Origin of the sequence: Enterobacter sp. BWH64, assembly GCF_001037645.1 — a bacterium.
Classification (GTDB): Bacteria; Pseudomonadota; Gammaproteobacteria; order Enterobacterales; family Enterobacteriaceae; genus Enterobacter; species Enterobacter hormaechei_C.
Map to the genome: position 1 here is coordinate 2,763,571 of NZ_KQ089922.1, position 17,829 is coordinate 2,781,399.

Here is a 17,829-nt window from a genome sequence, read left to right on the forward strand (position 1 = left end):
TGCGGGCTCGTTTAGACAGTGTTCGATTTCTAATCATCCCGGAAAGGTATCATTTCAGTGCGAAATCATCGCCCTGAACAGGACGTAGCATTATGAAGACACATCCGCAGTACGAACCCTGGTTGCAGGGCATGCTCATCATCGCGAAATATTATCGGCTGGATTTTTCGGCGGAGCATGTTCGGGTCACGATTAACCATGAAAGCCAGTCTCCACGCCAGCTGGTGCTGGAGGAGATGGCGCGCCAGCTTGGGCTGGGGATGCGTTGGGTGGCGGCGGGAGCCGTAGCGCTCGATCCGTGGCGTTTACCGCTGCTGGCGGAGTTCACCGGCGGGCAAATTGCGGTCATCAACCGTATGGACAACGAAGGGAACGTCAGCGTGCAGTTTAGCGGCGACGGGGGCCTGGAGACGACGCTGACGCGCGACGAACTCGGTTCGCGGTTAAAGGGGCTGATGGTGCTGCGTCCCCTGGAGTCCACGCCGGATGCGCGCGTGGATGATTACATCAAACCCTATGAGAAAAACTGGTTCTGGCAGCTGGCGCTGAAAGACTGGCGTCGTTACAGCGACATAATGCTGGTGGCGCTGGTCGCCAACGTGCTGGCGCTCTCCGGCATGGTCTTTTCCATGCAGGTATATGACAGGGTGGTGCCGTCCCAGTCGGAGGCCACGCTGTGGGTGCTGTTTGGCGGTGTGATGATCGCCATCGTGTTTGAATTCATCATGCGCATGCTGCGGGTGCATATTTCGGACGTGGTAGGGAAACGCGCCGACCTGCGTATTTCCGAGCGCGTGTTTGCCCACGCCCTGAGGATTAAAAACGGCGCACGGTCGAAATCGACCGGGTCGTTTATCGCCCAGATCCGCGAGCTGGAGTCGGTGCGGGAGCTGATCACTTCCACCACCATTGCCGCTATCTCCGATCTGCCGTTCTTCCTGCTGTTCGTCTTCATTCTGTGGATGATTGGCGGCCCGCTGGTGCTGGTGGTGCTGCTGGCCGTACCGCTGCTGCTCATTCCCGGCCTGCTGGTGCAGCGCCCGCTGGGAAAACTCTCCAGCGAAGGGATGCGTGAATCGGCGATTCGTAACGCCACGCTGGTGGAAGCGGTGCAGGGGCTTGAGGACATCAAGCTAATGCGCGCCGAGCAGAGGTTCCAGAACCAGTGGAATAACACCAATGACGTTGCCGCGAGCGTCGGCATGAAGCAGCGCTGGCTGACGGGGCTGCTGCTGACCTGGACCCAGGAGGTGCAGTCTATCGTCTACGCCGTGGTGCTGCTGGTGGGGTGTTATCTGGTTATCAGCGGCGACATGACCACCGGTGCGCTGGTGGGGACCTCGATTCTGGCGTCCCGCACCATCGCGCCCCTGTCGCAGATTTCCGGCGTGCTCTCCCGCTGGCAGTCGGCAAAGGTGGCCCGCAAGGGACTGGATGACCTGATGCAGCGCCCGATTGACGATCCCCAGCACGGCAAAAAAGTGCATAAAGCCCATCTGCGCGGTGATTATCGGCTGGACGACGTCGGGTTTTATTACGATGAAGAAGAGAAGCTTACCGTGCTGAATATCAGCAAACTGCGCATTCGCGCAGGGGAGCGCGTGGCGGTGCTCGGGCGGAATGGTTCGGGGAAAAGCACCTTGCTGCATCTGCTGGCGGGAATGCAGGAGCCACAGCAGGGCAGCATTTTGCTGGACGATATTGCTCTCAATCATCTTGACCCGGCCGACGTGCGCCGCGACATGCAGTTGCTCAGCCAGCAGGCGCGGATGTTCTTCGGCTCCGTACGCGACAACATCCTGATGGGTAATCCGCTGGCGACAGACGAGGAAATCCATCAGGCGCTGGTCAACAGCGGCGCGCTGGAGTTTGTGCGCAAGCAGAAAATGGGGCTGAACACCATCATCAATGAGGGCGGAACGGGGCTTTCCGGCGGGCAACGTCAGGCGCTGCTGCTGGCGCGCGCGCTGATCACCTCGCCGAATATTCTGCTGCTGGATGAACCCACCGCCTGGCTGGATGAGGTCAGCGAGAAGCAGTTTATCCAGCATCTGCACCAGTGGCTCGGTAAGCGCCGGACGCTGGTGGTGGCGACGCATCGTCTGCCGATTCTGGACCTGGTTGACCGCATCATCGTCCTGGAAAACGGCAAAGTGGTGATGGATGGCCCTCGTGATGCCATTTTACGCCAGCACGGAATGGCCCCGCAGCAGGCGCCGCAGCGCACGGTTAAACTGAAAACGGAGGGCGTGGCATGAATGATTTCTCCCGCTTTAACAGCCGGCTGAAGGAGCCCCGCCTGCCGCGTTCGTCGCTGGTGGCATGGTCGCTGTTTGCCCTGCTGGTGGTCTTTATTACCTGGGCCAGCCTGTTCCAGCTGGATGAGGTCACGACGGGCAGCGGCAAGGTGATCCCGTCCTCCCACGAGCAGGTGATCCAGTCCCTGGAAGGGGGGATTATCCACAGTCTGATGGTGCGCGAAGGCGATATCGTCGAGCGTGGTCAACAGCTTGCCCAACTGGACCGGACGAAAACCGAGTCCAGCGTGCTGGAGAGCGAGTCTCGATTAAACGCTGCGATGGCGACGGCCGCGCGTCTGAATGCTGAGGTGAACGACACCGCGCTGACATTCCCGGCAGAGCTGGATGACGACGTTGAGTTGGTCAAACAGGAAACGGCGCTTTATCAGTCACGTCGCGAAAGCCTGGAAAAAGGGCTGGCGGGTTTACGCCAGGGAGCGGATCTCGTGCAGCGTGAACTGGCATTAACGCGCCCGCTGGTGACGCAGGGGGCAGCCAGTAAGGTCGAAGTCTTACGCCTTGAACGTCAAAAAAATGAGCTGGAGAGCAAAATCACCGAGATGAAAAACCAGTACTACGTTCGCGCCCGCGAAGAACTGGCGAAAGCGAACGCAGAAATGGAAGCGCAGCGTTCGGTCATGAAAGGGCGCGAAGATTCACTCACCCGCTTAACGTTTAATGCACCGGTGCGTGGCATCGTGAAGGACATTGACGTGACGACGGTGGGCGGGGTGATCCCGCCGAACGGCAAACTGATGAGCCTGGTACCGCTTGATGACCAGATGGTGATAGAAGCGAAAATCTCGCCGCGCGATGTCGCGTTTATCCATCCCGGGCAAAAAGCGCTGGTGAAAATCACCGCCTATGACTACTCGATCTACGGCGGGCTGGAAGGGGAGGTGACGATGATTTCCCCGGATACCCTTCAGGACGAGGTGAAACGGGATGTTTATTATTATCGCGTTTATATTCGTACTGACAGTAACCATCTGACCAACAGGCAGGGCAAGGAATTCCCGGTGTTCCCGGGCATGATAGCCACGGTTGATATCAAAACCGGCAGTAAATCCGTCATTGATTATCTGCTGAAACCATTGAATAAGGCAAAAGAGGCGCTGCGCGAGCGATAAAAAAGGCGTTCAGCAAACCGAACGCCCGTCAGATCAGAGTGTAGGCGTCATGTTGACAGCATGGCGTCGTTCTTTTGGTACCACGTTGATGTAATGTGTGACATACGCAAAATATAATCCGGCATAATTTTCGACCAGCTCGATAAAGGCCGGGTAAATTGACATCCGGCCATCGCCGCGATCTTTAAGATAACCTGCCTCCTGCGCCGATTTGATAATCCGTTTAACATGAATACGCGAAACGAAAAATTCTTTTGCCAGCGTGCTGGCTGAATACGCTATTATGGCACCATGTGCTGTTTTGTTTTTGATGGCCTGCAAATAGAGATAGAGCATAATCATTCGGCCACCATCCTTATCAATAAATAAACCCACCTCCGGAAGCACTTTCCTGAATGTTAATCCGCGGAAAAGGTACTCTGCGGCGCGCCGGAAAAAGTTGTGCCTCAGAATATCATTGTCCAGAAGGTTAGCATTTATATTGAATGTCGGAAAAAGAATGCTAACAGGCGTAAACGCCCCGGACATATAGCGTTTCAGCTCATCCAGTCCTTTTTCCGTTGGCGCGATTTTTGTTTTTCGGCGATCTTCGGTACAGCGCCAGGTCTTAATTCGCCCGGTGGTCTTAAGTATGGTGATGATCGCGATAACACTGTTAGGACTGGCGATATTATAGCGGGTACACAGTGCCTTTATCTCTGAAACTGACTCAGCCTGATTACCAAATACAAAACAACACATTGACAGTATTATGTTGAAGCGTGATTCCTGAAGCATCGTTTTGTAGAACAAGGGTTGTTTTTTATAAATGGCATCATTAATTCTGTAGTGCTCTGTTATAGCTTCACCAAATCGCGGGTTGTTTTTAATAACATCCCTTCGATGTAGCAAAGCCCTGGATGAAATGTGATTATCCATAGCATTTTCTCTTTTTGTCTGGGCCGATAAGATGAAGTGTCTGGTCTTCTTTTTCGGAATTTTCATTATACCTTGTGAAGTGCATATTTACTGTCGTTATATGAAAAGAAAGTAATATTTATGCTGCATATGGATGAGTGGGTTGATTAACGCAAAGATGTTCCCGTGCATAACATTGATAACGGTTTATTAACCAAATGGGGTGCGGTAAAATTATTCAATGCGACAAAGAATATTGGCTTTAATCACATTTGGGAATGATATTTACATTCTCAGGAGCAGGTTATGTCTCAAAACTTACCTTTTATGCAAGGTACTTGCTACAAGCAACGATTCGTTATTTCAGCCTGCGGTTTCACCTTCGAGGGGTATAGCCTGCTTCTGAAGTCTCGTGGCGTAAACGCCACGCGGCTCCATTTTGAAGAGGATGAAGTTTGCTCAGGTGATGTGCAAAAAATGATGCAAAATCAACAGCCTGAAGTTTCTGTTTTTCCTGGTCGCGACGTCGCTGCCTTTCTTGAAAGCCTGAAACGGTTGGTCTCGGTTCTGAATGCACTGCCGGTTATTTGTAGCGTGACCCTGTATGGTGCAATACCAGAGAGATGGCTTTATGCCACGCTGAAAAGTCTCGTTAATAATACCAAATCGTTGTCGAGGATCAGGGTGGCGAATATTTCAGAGGTAATGAATTGTGTAGAGAGTATTTCTGATGTGCATGCCGATTCGTCACGTTTATTGCGTGAAGGACCTGAGAAGGAAGGTAAGGAAAGCCTGCATGGTTTAACAAAACGTGAGTTAACCGTATTGCTGAATTTTTATCGGGGTATTTCGATAAAAGAGCAGTCAGCGAGGTTAGGTTTGTCAGATAAAACCATTTATACTCATCGTAAAGTGGGGTTGGGTAAATTATATCTTATCAGAGTGTGGTTTAGCGATGCACGTGTCTTAAGGGATGAGGTCTGTGCAGTAAAGAACAAAACGCAGGGGTTTTCGGAAGCAGAAATAAATATATTGCAGGCGTTACATAAGCGGGAAATCTTTGCGGCTTATCAAATTATTACCGATGGCGATAAAAAAGGAGTGGGCTTTGAAATTCTGCTGCGCTGGCATAAAAACGGTCAGGTCCTGAAACCAGGCCAATTTCTGGATGGGATAAAAAATGGCGAAATTTGGCTCAAGCTGACGGCGTTAGTCATTCACGCGGCCGTATCAGGTATCAACAGATACAATGGAAAATATTATTTTTCGGTTAAGATTCCTCCTCAACTGGCTGCCGGGAACGCGCTGCCGGGAATGGCGAAAAAAGCCGTTGAAATGTTACTGAAACCGCAGTGGGCCGGGAAACTTGTCTTCGAATTAGCTGAAACCATTGATGTAACAAAGGATCCAAATATTCCTGTCATTCTCCAGCGTTTACGCGCCGAGGGATGCCGGCTGTTTCTGGATGATTGCTTTTCCAGACATTACGCTATGTTACCCATCCGACAGATTAATTTTGATGGACTGAAGCTTGACCGCGATATAGTTGAGCACTTTGTTGCTAACGACAATGACAATAGCATTATTAAAGCGATACAGATATACAGCGACATGACGGGAAGGGAATGCGTTGCGGAAGGCGTCGATAGCGAAGAAAAATTTGAAAAACTTGTCGCATTAGGGGTTAAGCGCTTCCAGGGATATTATCTTTCCCGGGCGGTTAAAGAAGATGAGCTGGATCGAATGGTACGGCTATTTAGTTAATGGCTTCACTATACTGGTGGTACGACAGACTTAACTCTTCGACCACCAGCAAAAACAGTCACTCACCAGGGCAATAATCTGTTATCAGATATCATCGCGCGTAAAACCGACAACAATTTCAAGCGTGTTTCGAATGACATCGCAGGCTTCGGGCTCCTCGGTAATTTCGAGGGCGTGAATCAGTTGCAGGATAATCTCTTTATTTGAGAGATTGTCACCGGTCAGCATAATACAGCGTATTGCCGAGCCCAACACTTCAACCTCACCACTGAGATGCTTTCCAGCATTAAGAAAATGTTCCGCCAGTTCTTTATCGTGCAGGGCTTCAAAATTATACGTCTGCTGCATAATCGCTTTACTCATGGTGGTCACCGTTTCGGTTAAAATTAGTGTTTCTTGTCTAGGGTCAGAAGCGTGTTGTGAGTAAAGAGAGAGCGCATGCGCCCAATTTCATAATCGCCCATCACTCTTCCCCGGTCGTGCGATACGCCGGTTACACGCTGGCGCACTTCATCTTCAGCGGCAATCAATGCATTTTTACGTTCATCATTTGATTCAACGTTAGCCATCGCCCGCAGGCGACCAGCAAGAGACGCAAAGGTAATAGGTCCGTTCTCTTTCAGTATGGATAATACGGCCTCACCGATAAGGTCATCCTTAAGTCGTTCAAATTTAGTTCTATGCATAGCTTCAATCTCACTCTGCTACACGCAGGAGGCTGTAGCATGGGGTTAGTCATCGCATTCAGGAGCTCTATTCTCACTCAGCATGACTAACTTAGTAAGTTAAAAAAACAGTGTTCAGGTTAACGCTCGAAGAAGAGGGCTATCAGACCGTTATAGTGCGCTTTCTCAACGTCAGACGTTGACTCTTCGATTCTGCGCAACAGCTTTGTACAGATTGTCATTCTGCTCAGTTGTACATTTTCTTTTATGATCTCACTGACGATAGCACCAAGGGTTTCCTGCTGTGTTGGGACGTTATCCTTGTTAAAATACAAGGTGATAGCGCTTTCTGCTGTAGAGGGAGCATGGTTGCGACGCATAATTTTCCACCGTTAACAAACAATTTTGTAACATCAGTGGCATTGAATTTATACTATTCGATCAAATCTGTACATTAAAATTGTACAACTTTTCACGTGGATCGTGTTTTTGTCAGGAAAACTATCAACTATAGGGGGGGAAAGAGCAGGAAAGAGGGGAAAAGGAAAGGCCCCGAAGGGCCTGAAATTATTTACGTCCCAGCAGAAGTCCCAGAACGATACCTACCGCACCCGCAGCGATTAAGCCCGTTAAGGGATTGTTTCTGACGGCTTCAGTGACATCCGAGACGGCATCACTGGCCTGGGCAGCATATTTTTTCGCTGCACCTTTCACCTGGTGTTTAGGGGAATCAACGAATTCACCAAACTGCTGCTGCGCAGAGCCGGATAATTCATCAAGTTTGTTTTTGGCTTTATCGCCAGCGTACTGTGCATTTTTATCAGTGTCGAAATCAGACATTCCAGCCTCCTTTTGTTGGTAGTCTAAGGATAGACGCTGATTGCAGGAGTGAGCGAGAATTCGCTGAAATCGACGGCAGATTGCCCCTTTTTAGGACATGTCTTTCTTACATGACCACCATAAAGTCCAAAAAATGTCGTTCTCTACGCAGCGCGAAGAGACTGTTTCTGCCGTGCGTGAGTGCGAAAGGTAACGTAATAGCCAAGGGATGCGGCCAGGCACAGCATATAGCCGAATGATTCCGAACCTTCCTCCACGGCGTTTTTCACGACACGCATATAGCCATGCTCAAGGATGTCGTGCCACAGCACCTGCATTCCAAAGAGGCGGGAGAAGACCAGTACAGCCAGCAGGCCGCTCAACAGAATGCCGTACCAGGGGGATTGGGTATATTTTGCCAGCTGTTCCAGGGTAGCGCGAAAATGCATAACGGGGCGAATTAACGCCAGCAGAGCCGTAATCAGCGCGAACCACACCCAACTCCCATGAGAAATGAGATCAAAAAGCGCGTCCAGTTCACGAATTAGCATTGTCAGGAAAAATCCGCCCACCAGAATATTACAGTAACGCATGGATTCGTCCATTTTCGCCAGACGAAAATGGAGAAAGACAATAGTCGCTAATACCGTTTCCTGCATAATTTTGGTCAGTGATAATTCCGGAATATCATGGCCGACAAACCGCATATCAACCCAAAGACACAGTACGATAAGTGCGCAAGCGGCCGCCGCGCCAACGAAGAATAAAAAGCTCTTTAGTACAATCATTAACACCACCATTTTGTTTGTAGCGAATATGTTAGGTGACGAGAATGTTATTTCTGTTCACATTGTGCCATATAAGTGCGGATTTTTAACATTTTGAGCTAATTAGGGTTGGTCGCGACGAGACGAAAGCGTAAATATCGTCAGCCTCGTCTGTGCTGTTTAGGCGGGCGCTGTCATTACGGAGGGTGCCTTCAGGCAACGGGATGTCAGGGTATTGAGGGACCAGCGAGAGGTGGAAAACACAGCTGCGGAACTATCTTGTCGATATTTTCTTAAGAACGTACTCTGATAGAGAAAGCGTTCAGTTCCACAAAAAATGCTGTTTCTCCACCCTGGCAATTATTTTTCTTCTGTGTACTCACCTTTTGATTTCAGTTTATCTCTAACAAGGTTGGCGCAACTGGTTGCATTCTGTAAACTCTGATCGTTTACAATAGAGGACCGAGATTTTAAAACTTCGTTGTAAGCATCTTTAACTTTCGGACTGACTGTTGCAGCATAACTATCTGGCGGGAAGTCACCCAAAGGTTCTTTGTCACCGCTTAAGGCCTTAGCGCAAGCATTATTAATTTGGTCATCAATGCTTAATTGATTTGCGTTAGCAGATAACGAAAAAGATAAAACCAAAGAGGCGAGAACAATTCTTTTCATACTTAGTCATTCCTTAATGATGAAGCGTTGTGATCCGAATTCAATTTGTAAAACCCAATTGTGATAGTAATATTTATCAAAGTGTATAGAAATTCTATTAGATAAACCGGATCCGAACCAGTTTCAGCAATGTTTTCTGTCCGAACATGCTGTATCCGACTTATTTTGTTTACTACAGGCTAAATGTTATCAAAGATAAATATATCCAACATGTATTAGTCTATTCTTTTTCGTATTCTTATGACACCTACATTCTTTAGTGGGGGGTAGTGTGCTTGCACAAGTCTTTAAAAGTAGGATTTTTAAGGGAGAATGACGTTGTATGTCTTCATCTGTACCACACCTGCATTACACTTAATAACAAGAACGACCAACACGTTAATTTTAAAGGAGCAGTGCATGTCTGCCATGGATTTATCCAATCTACTTTTCGCTCATGACGCACCTGATTGCCCACTTCTGGTATATCAGCGAGTCACCAATATTAACTCCAGACGCTGATTTTTCACATTACCTACGGCTCTACTTAAAACCCACACTAAACTTCATGTTTACATAAAATCGTATTAACAGATACAATACCCCCCTATAGTATCAGGAGGGCGTATGCCGCATTCACCCGAAGATAAAAAACGTATTCTGACCCGCGTCCGCCGCATTCGGGGCCAGGTTGATGCCCTTGAACGCGCCCTGGAATCGGGCGATCCCTGTCTCGCCATTTTGCAGCAAATTGCCGCCGTGCGCGGCGCTGCCAATGGCCTGATGGGTGAAATGGTCGAAATTCACCTCAAAGATGAGCTGGTGACGGGGGAGACCACCCCGGATCAGCGGGCAGTGCGGATGGCGGAAGTCGGCCATTTACTGCGCTCTTATCTAAAATAAACCCACACACCTCACAACAAGGGAAAGACATCATGAAATCTCGCGCAGCTGTCGCGTTCGGCCCAGGCCAGCCGCTGAAAATCGTTGAAATTGATGTTGCTCCGCCGAAGAAAGGCGAAGTGCTGATCAAAATTACCCACACCGGCGTTTGCCATACCGATGCGTTTACCCTGTCTGGTGACGATCCGGAAGGCGTATTCCCGGCGGTGCTCGGCCACGAAGGGGGCGGTGTGGTGGTGGAAGTGGGTGAAGGCGTCACCAGCCTGAAGCCCGGCGACCATGTGATCCCGCTCTACACCGCAGAGTGCGGCGAGTGTAAGTTCTGCAAATCCGGCAAAACTAACCTCTGCCAGGCCGTGCGCGCCACGCAGGGCAAAGGACTTATGCCGGACGGCACCACCCGTTTCTCCTATAACGGCGAGCCCATTTATCACTACATGGGTACCAGCACCTTCAGCGAATACACGGTGTGCGCCGAGATCTCACTGGCGAAAGTGAATCCGCAGGCCCCGCTGGATAAAGTCTGTCTGCTCGGCTGCGGTGTCACCACCGGTATCGGCGCGGTGCATAACACGGCGAAAGTGAAAGAGGGGGACACCGTGGCGGTGTTCGGCCTGGGCGGGATCGGTCTGGCGGTTATCCAGGGCGCGGTACAGGCGAAAGCTGGGCGTATCATTGCTGTGGATACCAACCCGGAGAAATTTAAGCTCGCAGGTGAGATGGGGGCGACCGACTTTATCAACCCGAAAGACTACGACAAACCGGTTCAGGACGTGATCGTTGAGCTGACCGACGGCGGCGTGGACTTTAGCTTCGAATGTATCGGCAACGTCAACGTAATGCGCTCAGCGCTGGAGTGCTGCCACAAAGGCTGGGGCGAGAGCATCATTATCGGTGTGGCCGGCGCGGGTCAGGAGATCAAAACCCGTCCCTTCCAGCTGGTGACAGGGCGCGTATGGCGCGGGTCAGCATTTGGCGGCGTGAAAGGCCGTACTCAGCTGCCGGGCATGGTTGAAGATGCGATGGTCGGTAAAATTCAGCTTGATCCGTTCATTACGCACCGCCTGCCGCTGGAGCAGATCAACGAAGCCTTCGATCTGATGCACGAAGGAAAATCCATTCGCACTGTTATCCATTTCGGCGACAACTGATTATTCTGCCAGCGGTTTTTTCCGCTGGCATTTCTTCCCTGATCTTCTCTAAAGTGTGACCTGTCCGGCGCTTTTAGACGTAATTTAATTCCCTGGCGTGCCGATGACTCTTTTACAGGCGTGTTATTACGCATCTTACCTATAAGAGAGTCGACGGTCATGGACAACACAACATCGATGCAGGCGCAGCCTAAGCTGAGTTTCTTGCATCACATCCGGCTGGTTCCGCTGTTTTCCTCCATTCTCGGTGGCATTATTCTCCTGTTTGCATTGAGCTCGGGTCTGGCAGGCTATTTCCTGCTCCAGGCCGATAACGATCAGCAGGATGTCACGGCAGAAATCCAGGTGCGCACCGGTCTGTCAAACAGTTCCAACCATTTACGTACCGCCCGTATCAACATGATCCACGCGGGGGCGGCGAGCCGTATCGCGGAGATGGAGGCGATGAAACAAAACATCGCTGAGGCTGAGACCCGCATCAGGCAGTCGCAGGATGGATTTGCCGCCTATATGAAGCGCACCGTTCGCACCCCGGCTGATGAAGCGCTGGATGGCGATCTGAAAGCCCGCTATGACGCCTATATCGCCGGTATGCAGCCGATGCTGAAATATGCCAAAAATGGCATGTTTGAAGCCATTATTAACCACGAAAATGAGACCGCGCGTCCGCTGGACGATGCCTATAACGCGGTGCTGCTGAAGGCGATAAAAATCCGCACCGAACGCGCCAACGCGCTGACGGCACAGGCTCACACCCGCACCCGGCTGGGGCTGATGTTTATGTTCGGCGCGTTTGGCCTGGCGCTGGCGCTGGCGGTGATCACCTTTGTGGTGCTGCGCCGTACGGTGATAAACCCGCTCCAGCGAGCCGCTACGCGTATCGAAAATATCGCAAAAGGCGATTTGACCATGCCGGACGAACCGACCGGACGCAGCGAAATTGGCCGCCTGACGCGCGATCTGCAAACGATGCAGCACGCGCTGGTGACAACCGTGGGCACCGTGCGGCAAGGGGCGGAGGAGATCTATCGTGGAACCAGCGAGATCTCCGCGGGTAACACCGATCTCTCTTCCCGTACCGAGCAGCAGGCGGCGGCGATTGAACAGACGGCGGCCAGCATGGAGCAGCTCACCGCGACGGTGAAACAGAACGCCGATAACGCGCATCATGCGAGTAAACTGGCAGAAGATGCCTCCGGTAAGGCCAGCCGCGGGGGGCAGATGGTCTCCGGCGTGGTGAAAACCATGGGTAATATTTCCACCAGCTCGAAGAAGATCTCTGAAATTACCGCCGTGATTAACAGTATCGCGTTCCAGACCAATATTCTGGCGCTCAACGCGGCGGTCGAGGCGGCGCGTGCGGGTGAACAGGGACGCGGCTTTGCGGTCGTGGCGAGTGAAGTCCGCACCCTGGCAAGCCGCAGCGCGAATGCGGCGAAAGAGATTGAAAGCCTGATTAATGAATCTGTGTCGCTTATCGATCAGGGTTCCGGGGAAGTGGTTGCGGCGGGCAATACCATGAATGAGATCGTCGAGGCGGTTAAACGCGTCACCGATATTATGCTGGAGATTGCAGCGGCGTCCGATGAGCAGAGCCGCGGCATTGTTCAGGTGAGCCAGGCGATTTCCGAGATGGACAAGGTGACGCAGCAGAATGCCTCGCTGGTGGAAGAAGCTTCTGCGGCGGCGGCCTCGCTGGAAGAGCAGGGCGCACGTCTGACGGAGGCTGTTGGCGCGTTTCGTCTCATCGGGGCAGGGGCTGGACGGACTACAGCCCCTGCAACCGCAGCGAAATCCGCGCCTTTAACCCCGGCGGCGGCCGTCTCAGGTGATAACTGGGAAACGTTCTGAGTAAGACAGACCCGCCTTCGCGGCGGGTTCTGCATTTAGGGTCAGAGAGGCATTGATTTACGAATGGCGCTTAACAGCGTTTGCGCGCCTTCAGAGAGCGGGGCATCTACCCGCGTCAGGATCCCAATCGGTTCTCCCGCGCCGGGCGATGTTACCGGCAGCGCCGTAAGCACGCCGCGTCGCAGATCGTCCTTCACCGCGCCGGACGGCACAAACCACACGTAGTCGTAATCCACCGTAAGCTGGCGCGACAGCGACGCCGAGAGCGTTTCAATACACCCGGAAGGCAGCGTGCAGCCCTGCATTTGCAGCAACGCTTCCGCATTCTGACGCGGAACGGTTCCTTTTGGTGAGACCACCACCGGCCACTCCATCACGCGGCTCAGGGTCACGGTGTCCTGCAACAGGGGATGATTCGGACGCACGACCAGCTTCAGCGATTCCAGGAACAGCAGCTCGTAATTCAGGCCGCTCATCAGTTCCGGATCGGACATCCGCCCAATGCCCAGATCCAGCTCGCCTGACTTCAGGCCCGCCAGCAGCATGGTGTTATTCATGGTCGCGACCTGAAGCGTGGCGTGCTTTTGCTGACGGTGGAACTGGCCGATCGCCGCAGGCAGTATTCCCAGCGCCGCCGTTGGCAGCGCGCCCACGCGCACGATGTCGCTGGCCGACTCCTCTTTGCGGTTGAGCGCCTGACCGGCGGTATTGAGGGCATCGAGAACTTTAACGGCATGCGTCAGGAACTGTTCACCCACGAGAGTAAGCTGAGCGCCCAGACGGCCGCGATCGAACAGGCGGGTTCCGGTAAGCTGTTCCAGTTCGTTCAGCGTTTTGGATAGTGCAGGCTGACTGAGGTTAAGGGTTTCAGCCGCTCGCCCCAGCGTTCCCTGTTGAGCGACGGCCACAAAAGTATGCAAATGGCGCAAGCGTATGCGCTGACTGAACAGACCATTTTTTTCCATAGGCGATGTTAAAAACAGAGCGACGCGGGTGACAAGTTAAGATGTTTGAATTTGATAACCTGATAGCAAAATATTTTTAACATTTGATCTATTTGAGTTACAACCGTTTTTCGAAAATGCCCACGCTTTGACCACTGGTCTGCCTGGATCACAATTCGTAAATTCTTCCCAACGAAAGGAACGGGCTTCTCTACACTCCAGGTAGTATTCACTGGAGGCATGACATCATGGCGAACACCATCACGGCTGATGATATTCGGGAACACTTTTCGCAGGCTATGTCGGCGATGTACCAGCAGGAAGTTCCGCAGTACGGCACCTTGCTGGAACTGGTGGCGGACGTTAACCTGGCGGTTCTGGAAAATAACCCACTTTTACATGAACAACTGGCAAACGCAGACGAACTGGCGCGCCTGAATGTTGAACGTCACGGTGCGATCCGCGTTGGCACCGCGCAGGAGCTTTCCACCCTGCGCCGGATCTTCGCCATTATGGGCATGTATCCGGTCAGCTATTACGATCTCTCCCAGGCGGGCGTGCCCGTCCACTCGACGGCGTTTCGTCCGACAGACGATGCGGCGCTCTGCCGTAATCCGTTTCGCATTTTTACCTCGCTGCTGCGCCTGGAGCTGATTGAAAACGTTGCGCTGCGCGAAAGGGCGGCGGAGATCCTCTCCCGGCGCAACATCTTTACGCCGCGCTGCCTGGAACTGATCGACCTGCATGATGCGCAGGGACACTTTACTGAGGCACAGGCGCGCGAATTTGTGCAGGAAGCCCTGGAAACCTTCCGCTGGCATCGCCATGCGACGGTCGATCAGGAAACCTATCTGGCGCTGAGCAACGAACATCGCCTGATTGCCGACGTGGTCTGTTTCCCGGGGTGCCATATCAACCATCTCACGCCGCGCACGCTGGATATCGACCGGGTGCAGGAGCTAATGCCGAATTACGGCATTGAGCCGAAAATTCTGATTGAAGGCCCGCCGCGCCGCGAGGTGCCGATCCTCCTGCGCCAGACCAGCTTTAAGGCGCTGGAGGAGCCGGTGCTTTTCGCGGGAGAACACAAGGGCACCCATACCGCGCGTTTCGGTGAGATTGAGCAGCGCGGCGTGGCCCTTACGCCGAAAGGGCGCGAGCTGTACGACAGTCTGTTAAATCAGGCCGGGACCGGCAAAGACAACCTGACCCACCAGCTTCACCTGCGCGAGATCTTCAGCGCCTTCCCGGACAGCGAAATGTTCCTGCGCCGTCAGCGGCTGGCTTATTTCCGCTACCGTCTGACCCCGACAGGTGAGGCGCATCGCCACGCATTTCGTCCCGGCGACGATCCGCAGCCGCTGATCGAACGCGGCTGGGTTGTGGCACAGCCCATCACCTACGAGGATTTTCTGCCCGTCAGTGCGGCGGGGATCTTCCAGTCGAATCTTGGCAATGAAACGCAGGCGCGCAGCCACGGCAATGCCAGCCGCAATGCCTTCGAAGCCGCGCTCGGCTGTGCGGTGTACGACGAGTTTTCGCTTTACGAGGAGGCGGAAGCGCGCAGCAAACAGCGTTGCGGTTTGCTCTGAAACCGTTACTCTGCAAGGGTGTGATGGAAAAAGAAGGTTGGTATGGAAAATCCCTCCGCCCCTGTGGTTGAAACGCGCCAGGGCGCATTGATTGGTTTTACTGAAGGCGATACTCATGTGTGGTGCGGTATTCCCTATGCGGCACCGCCCGTAGGCCAATGGCGGTGGCGCTCCCCGCGTCCTCCCGCGCGCTGGGATGGCGTACGTCCGGCGACGGCGTTCTCCGCCTCCAGCTGGCAGAGCAGCGAAAGCTGTCAGGAGCTGGGTGGCGGCGATCCCGGCCAGTTCTCTGAAGACTGCCTGTACCTTAACGTCTGGTCGCCAGTCGCACGCGCCGATCCGCTTCCGGTGATGGTCTGGCTGCACGGCGGAGGATTTACCCTCGGCGCTGGCGGGCTGCCTCCGTATAACGGCAGGGCGCTGGCGAAGCGCGGCACGGTGGTGGTGACGATCAATTACCGTCTCGGACACCTCGGCTTTTTTGCCCATCCGGCGCTGGAGGGGGAAGAAGAGCGCGTGGTGCATAACTTTGCGCTGCTCGATCAGATCCAGGCCCTGGAATGGGTGCGCGATAACATCGCCGCGTTCGGCGGCGATCCTGAGAACATCACCGTATTTGGCGAGTCGGCCGGCGCGCGCAGCGTGCTGTCGCTGATGGCCTCTCCGCTTGCGCGAGGACTGTTCCATAAAGCCATTGTGCAAAGCGGGTACACGCTGCCCGACACCCCACGCGGGCAGGCCATGCATAAAGGCGAAGCGATTGCCGCCCATTTCGGCCTGCAAAATGCCACCGCCGAACAGCTTCGCGCGATCCCGCCTGAGGCGTTCTGGCCGCTGACCTCGCCGCTGAATATCGCCCCTGCGCCCATCGTGGGGGATTGCGTTTTGCCTGAGGCCATGCTCGACGTTTTCTTCGCGGCCCGCCAGCATCCTGTACCGGTGATGATTGGGTCAAACAGCGACGAAGCCAGCGTGATGTCGGTGTTCGGGGTCGATCTGGCCGGGCAGATCCAGAAGCTTCGCCGCGAGCGGCGCTTTGGCCTGGGGCTGATTAAGCTGCTTTATCCTGGCGTGAAGGGCGATGAGGAACTTGGCAGGCAGGTATGCCGCGACATGGCCTTCACCACCATGGGATACGTGGTGATGCAGGCGCAGCAGCGGGCGGGCGGCCTGTGCTGGCGATACTGGTTTGATTATGTGGCTGAAGCGGAGCACGCGACGTACATCAACGGCGCCTGGCACGGCAACGAAGTGCCCTACGTGTTCGATACCCTTGGACAGGTGGAACCCTCGCGGCAGTATGTAAATGAACGCGATCTGGCCTTCGCCGCTCAGGTGGCGGACTACTGGGTGAGCTTCGCCCGGGATGCGGGGGCACGCGATAGCCTGGCAGGGCCCACACGCTGGCCCGCCTGCCGGAAAGGGCGGGACGTGCTGTTACGTATTGGTGTGAATAAACATGCAGGTTTTCGGCTTGAAAACCGCTTCATGCGTGCCCGTATGAGCCTCTTCAAACGGGTGATGAAACACCACGTCAGCCTCGACTGAGCAGACAGGCGCGAAACGCATCCAGTCCGTTTTCCCGGCCGGGTGCGTCGCGTAATACCAGCCGGTAGCTCGCCCCCGTCTTTATGCTTGTGTCAAAAGGCCGCATCAGCCGTCCGGCGCGCACGTCCTCCTCCACCAGCGTTTCATCCGCGATGGCGATGCCCAGCCCCTGAATGGCGGCGGTAATGGCCAGATCCATGGTTTCGAAGTGTTGATTTTTGAGCATAGCTGGCGGCGGACCCGGCTGTTTCGCCAGCCACAGCGTCCAGTCCGTTTTGTCCCGCGTGGGGTGAAGGAAGGTGAGAGTTTCCAGCGCAGAACCGGCCCGTAGCGGGCTCATCACCGGGGTTAAGGCCTCTTCGAACAGCAGATCGCCGGCGCTCATGTGCGTCCCAAACACAATCGCCGCGTCACAGGATTCGGTTTTGAAATTGACGTTATGATCGGTGGTGGTGGTCAGCGCAATCTGGAGTTCCGGCTGTTCGCGCTCCACCTGTAGCAGACGCGGCACCAGCCAGCGCATCGCGCAGGTAGGCGCTTTCAGACGAATAACGGTCTGGTGCGTTCGCGCCTGTTCAGCAACGTTCAGCAGGTGCTCAAACGCAGATTGCAGCTCCGGCAGCAGGGCGCTTCCCTGAGAGGAGAGACGCAGGCCGCGCGCATGGCGCTCGAACAGCGGGAAGCCGAACCAGCTTTCCAGCGAGGCGATTTTGCGGCTTACCGCCCCCTGCGTCAGACAAAGCTCCCTGGCGGCATGGGTAAGATTCAGGTGACGCGCGGTCACGATGAACGTCTCTACGGCATTGAGCGGAAATGAACGACGCGACATATCTCACCTTAGCTATGC

The 17,829-nt window shown here is 53.8% G+C and carries 17 protein-coding genes; 8 read left to right on the plus strand and 9 right to left on the minus strand.

What is annotated here, in order from left to right; translation table 11 throughout:
* Window positions 1-92: 92 nt before the first annotated feature.
* Both SK50_RS13215 and SK50_RS13220 read left to right on the plus strand, forming a co-directional pair.
* The gene (locus tag SK50_RS13215; RefSeq protein ID WP_048229535.1) at window positions 93-2,258 is read left to right on the plus strand and encodes a type I secretion system permease/ATPase; all 2,166 of its coding nucleotides are present in this window, start codon (window positions 93-95) and stop codon (window positions 2,256-2,258) included.
* Window positions 2,255-3,430, plus strand: coding sequence for an HlyD family type I secretion periplasmic adaptor subunit (locus SK50_RS13220; RefSeq protein ID WP_032619700.1), 1,176 nt, complete (start codon window positions 2,255-2,257; stop codon window positions 3,428-3,430). Before SK50_RS13215 ends, SK50_RS13220 begins: the two co-directional genes overlap by 4 nt.
* 33 nt (window positions 3,431-3,463) lie before the next feature.
* On the opposite strand, the gene SK50_RS13225 is transcribed toward SK50_RS13220, so the two are convergent.
* On the minus strand, window positions 3,464-4,348 hold the full coding sequence (locus tag SK50_RS13225) for a hypothetical protein (RefSeq protein ID WP_023303707.1): 885 nt from the start codon (window positions 4,346-4,348) through the stop codon (window positions 3,464-3,466).
* Between the two features lie 285 nt (window positions 4,349-4,633).
* On the opposite strand from SK50_RS13225, the gene SK50_RS13230 reads away from it, so the two are divergent.
* Window positions 4,634-6,091 (plus strand): EAL domain-containing protein, encoded by a 1,458-nt coding sequence (locus SK50_RS13230; protein ID WP_048229536.1) that lies wholly within the window; start codon window positions 4,634-4,636, stop codon window positions 6,089-6,091.
* Between the two features lie 84 nt (window positions 6,092-6,175).
* Here the strand turns inward: SK50_RS13230 and SK50_RS13235 are convergent, their stop codons facing one another.
* From SK50_RS13235 to SK50_RS13260, 6 genes are all read right to left on the minus strand, one after another.
* Window positions 6,176-6,454: a biofilm development regulator YmgB/AriR family protein gene (locus SK50_RS13235; protein ID WP_017384011.1), complete on the minus strand. Its 279-nt coding sequence runs from the start codon at window positions 6,452-6,454 to the stop codon at window positions 6,176-6,178.
* 23 nt (window positions 6,455-6,477) lie between these two features.
* Window positions 6,478-6,777: a hypothetical protein gene (locus SK50_RS13240; protein ID WP_048229537.1), complete on the minus strand. Its 300-nt coding sequence runs from the start codon at window positions 6,775-6,777 to the stop codon at window positions 6,478-6,480.
* A 119-nt stretch (window positions 6,778-6,896) separates the two neighbouring features.
* Window positions 6,897-7,136, minus strand: a complete 240-nt coding sequence (gene ycgZ / locus SK50_RS13245) for a regulatory protein YcgZ (protein ID WP_003857265.1) — start codon at window positions 7,134-7,136, stop codon at window positions 6,897-6,899.
* Window positions 7,137-7,323: 187 nt separating this feature from the next.
* On the minus strand, window positions 7,324-7,596 hold the full coding sequence (locus SK50_RS13250) for an ElaB/YgaM/YqjD family protein (protein ID WP_003857263.1): 273 nt from the start codon (window positions 7,594-7,596) through the stop codon (window positions 7,324-7,326).
* 143 nt (window positions 7,597-7,739) lie between these two features.
* Window positions 7,740-8,363: a hypothetical protein gene (locus tag SK50_RS13255; protein WP_048229538.1), complete on the minus strand. Its 624-nt coding sequence runs from the start codon at window positions 8,361-8,363 to the stop codon at window positions 7,740-7,742.
* A gap of 339 nt (window positions 8,364-8,702) precedes the next feature.
* Window positions 8,703-9,014, minus strand: a complete 312-nt coding sequence (locus SK50_RS13260) for a hypothetical protein (protein ID WP_017693451.1) — start codon at window positions 9,012-9,014, stop codon at window positions 8,703-8,705.
* A gap of 606 nt (window positions 9,015-9,620) precedes the next feature.
* Here SK50_RS13260 and SK50_RS13265 point away from each other — a divergent pair.
* From SK50_RS13265 to SK50_RS13275, 3 genes are all read left to right on the plus strand, one after another.
* Window positions 9,621-9,896, plus strand: coding sequence for a metal/formaldehyde-sensitive transcriptional repressor (locus SK50_RS13265; RefSeq protein ID WP_003857256.1), 276 nt, complete (start codon window positions 9,621-9,623; stop codon window positions 9,894-9,896).
* A 32-nt stretch (window positions 9,897-9,928) separates the two neighbouring features.
* Window positions 9,929-11,047 carry an S-(hydroxymethyl)glutathione dehydrogenase/class III alcohol dehydrogenase gene (locus SK50_RS13270; RefSeq protein ID WP_017693450.1) on the plus strand — a complete coding sequence of 373 codons (1,119 nt, stop codon included), beginning with the start codon at window positions 9,929-9,931 and terminating at the stop codon, window positions 11,045-11,047.
* 159 nt (window positions 11,048-11,206) lie between these two features.
* Window positions 11,207-12,898: a methyl-accepting chemotaxis protein gene (locus SK50_RS13275; RefSeq protein WP_023296590.1), complete on the plus strand. Its 1,692-nt coding sequence runs from the start codon at window positions 11,207-11,209 to the stop codon at window positions 12,896-12,898.
* Window positions 12,899-12,939: 41 nt separating this feature from the next.
* Here the strand turns inward: SK50_RS13275 and SK50_RS13280 are convergent, their stop codons facing one another.
* Window positions 12,940-13,863: a LysR substrate-binding domain-containing protein gene (locus tag SK50_RS13280; protein ID WP_015570563.1), complete on the minus strand. Its 924-nt coding sequence runs from the start codon at window positions 13,861-13,863 to the stop codon at window positions 12,940-12,942.
* Window positions 13,864-14,090: 227 nt separating this feature from the next.
* Here SK50_RS13280 and SK50_RS13285 point away from each other — a divergent pair, with 227 nt between their 5' ends.
* Both SK50_RS13285 and SK50_RS13290 read left to right on the plus strand, forming a co-directional pair.
* A complete protein-coding gene (locus SK50_RS13285; RefSeq protein WP_045334836.1) occupies window positions 14,091-15,434 on the plus strand; it encodes a 2-oxoadipate dioxygenase/decarboxylase HglS in 1,344 nt (447 codons plus the stop codon).
* 42 nt (window positions 15,435-15,476) lie between these two features.
* On the plus strand, window positions 15,477-16,982 hold the full coding sequence (locus tag SK50_RS13290) for a carboxylesterase/lipase family protein (protein ID WP_017384004.1): 1,506 nt from the start codon (window positions 15,477-15,479) through the stop codon (window positions 16,980-16,982).
* On the opposite strand, the gene SK50_RS13295 is transcribed toward SK50_RS13290, so the two are convergent.
* Window positions 16,969-17,811, minus strand: a complete 843-nt coding sequence (locus SK50_RS13295) for a LysR family transcriptional regulator (RefSeq protein ID WP_048229541.1) — start codon at window positions 17,809-17,811, stop codon at window positions 16,969-16,971. The two genes, SK50_RS13290 and SK50_RS13295, sit on opposite strands and share 14 nt — an antisense overlap.
* Window positions 17,812-17,829: the final 18 nt, after the last annotated feature.

Excerpts from the sequence above, each read along its gene's own strand:
- SK50_RS13215 (WP_048229535.1), top strand. The coding sequence starts at position 93 with ATGAAGACACATCCGCAGTACGAACCCTGGTTGCAGGGCATGCTCATC.
- SK50_RS13220 (WP_032619700.1), top strand. The coding sequence starts at position 2,255 with ATGAATGATTTCTCCCGCTTTAACAGCCGGCTGAAGGAGCCCCGCCTG.
- SK50_RS13225 (WP_023303707.1), bottom strand. The coding sequence starts at position 4,348 with ATGGATAATCACATTTCATCCAGGGCTTTGCTACATCGAAGGGATGTT.
- SK50_RS13230 (WP_048229536.1), top strand. The coding sequence starts at position 4,634 with ATGTCTCAAAACTTACCTTTTATGCAAGGTACTTGCTACAAGCAACGA.
- SK50_RS13235 (WP_017384011.1), bottom strand. The coding sequence starts at position 6,454 with ATGAGTAAAGCGATTATGCAGCAGACGTATAATTTTGAAGCCCTGCAC.
- SK50_RS13240 (WP_048229537.1), bottom strand. The coding sequence starts at position 6,777 with ATGCATAGAACTAAATTTGAACGACTTAAGGATGACCTTATCGGTGAG.
- ycgZ (WP_003857265.1), bottom strand. The coding sequence starts at position 7,136 with ATGCGTCGCAACCATGCTCCCTCTACAGCAGAAAGCGCTATCACCTTG.
- SK50_RS13250 (WP_003857263.1), bottom strand. The coding sequence starts at position 7,596 with ATGTCTGATTTCGACACTGATAAAAATGCACAGTACGCTGGCGATAAA.
- SK50_RS13255 (WP_048229538.1), bottom strand. The coding sequence starts at position 8,363 with ATGATTGTACTAAAGAGCTTTTTATTCTTCGTTGGCGCGGCGGCCGCT.
- SK50_RS13260 (WP_017693451.1), bottom strand. The coding sequence starts at position 9,014 with ATGAAAAGAATTGTTCTCGCCTCTTTGGTTTTATCTTTTTCGTTATCT.
- SK50_RS13265 (WP_003857256.1), top strand. The coding sequence starts at position 9,621 with ATGCCGCATTCACCCGAAGATAAAAAACGTATTCTGACCCGCGTCCGC.
- SK50_RS13270 (WP_017693450.1), top strand. The coding sequence starts at position 9,929 with ATGAAATCTCGCGCAGCTGTCGCGTTCGGCCCAGGCCAGCCGCTGAAA.
- SK50_RS13275 (WP_023296590.1), top strand. The coding sequence starts at position 11,207 with ATGGACAACACAACATCGATGCAGGCGCAGCCTAAGCTGAGTTTCTTG.
- SK50_RS13280 (WP_015570563.1), bottom strand. The coding sequence starts at position 13,863 with ATGGAAAAAAATGGTCTGTTCAGTCAGCGCATACGCTTGCGCCATTTG.
- SK50_RS13285 (WP_045334836.1), top strand. The coding sequence starts at position 14,091 with ATGGCGAACACCATCACGGCTGATGATATTCGGGAACACTTTTCGCAG.
- SK50_RS13290 (WP_017384004.1), top strand. The coding sequence starts at position 15,477 with ATGGAAAATCCCTCCGCCCCTGTGGTTGAAACGCGCCAGGGCGCATTG.
- SK50_RS13295 (WP_048229541.1), bottom strand. The coding sequence starts at position 17,811 with ATGTCGCGTCGTTCATTTCCGCTCAATGCCGTAGAGACGTTCATCGTG.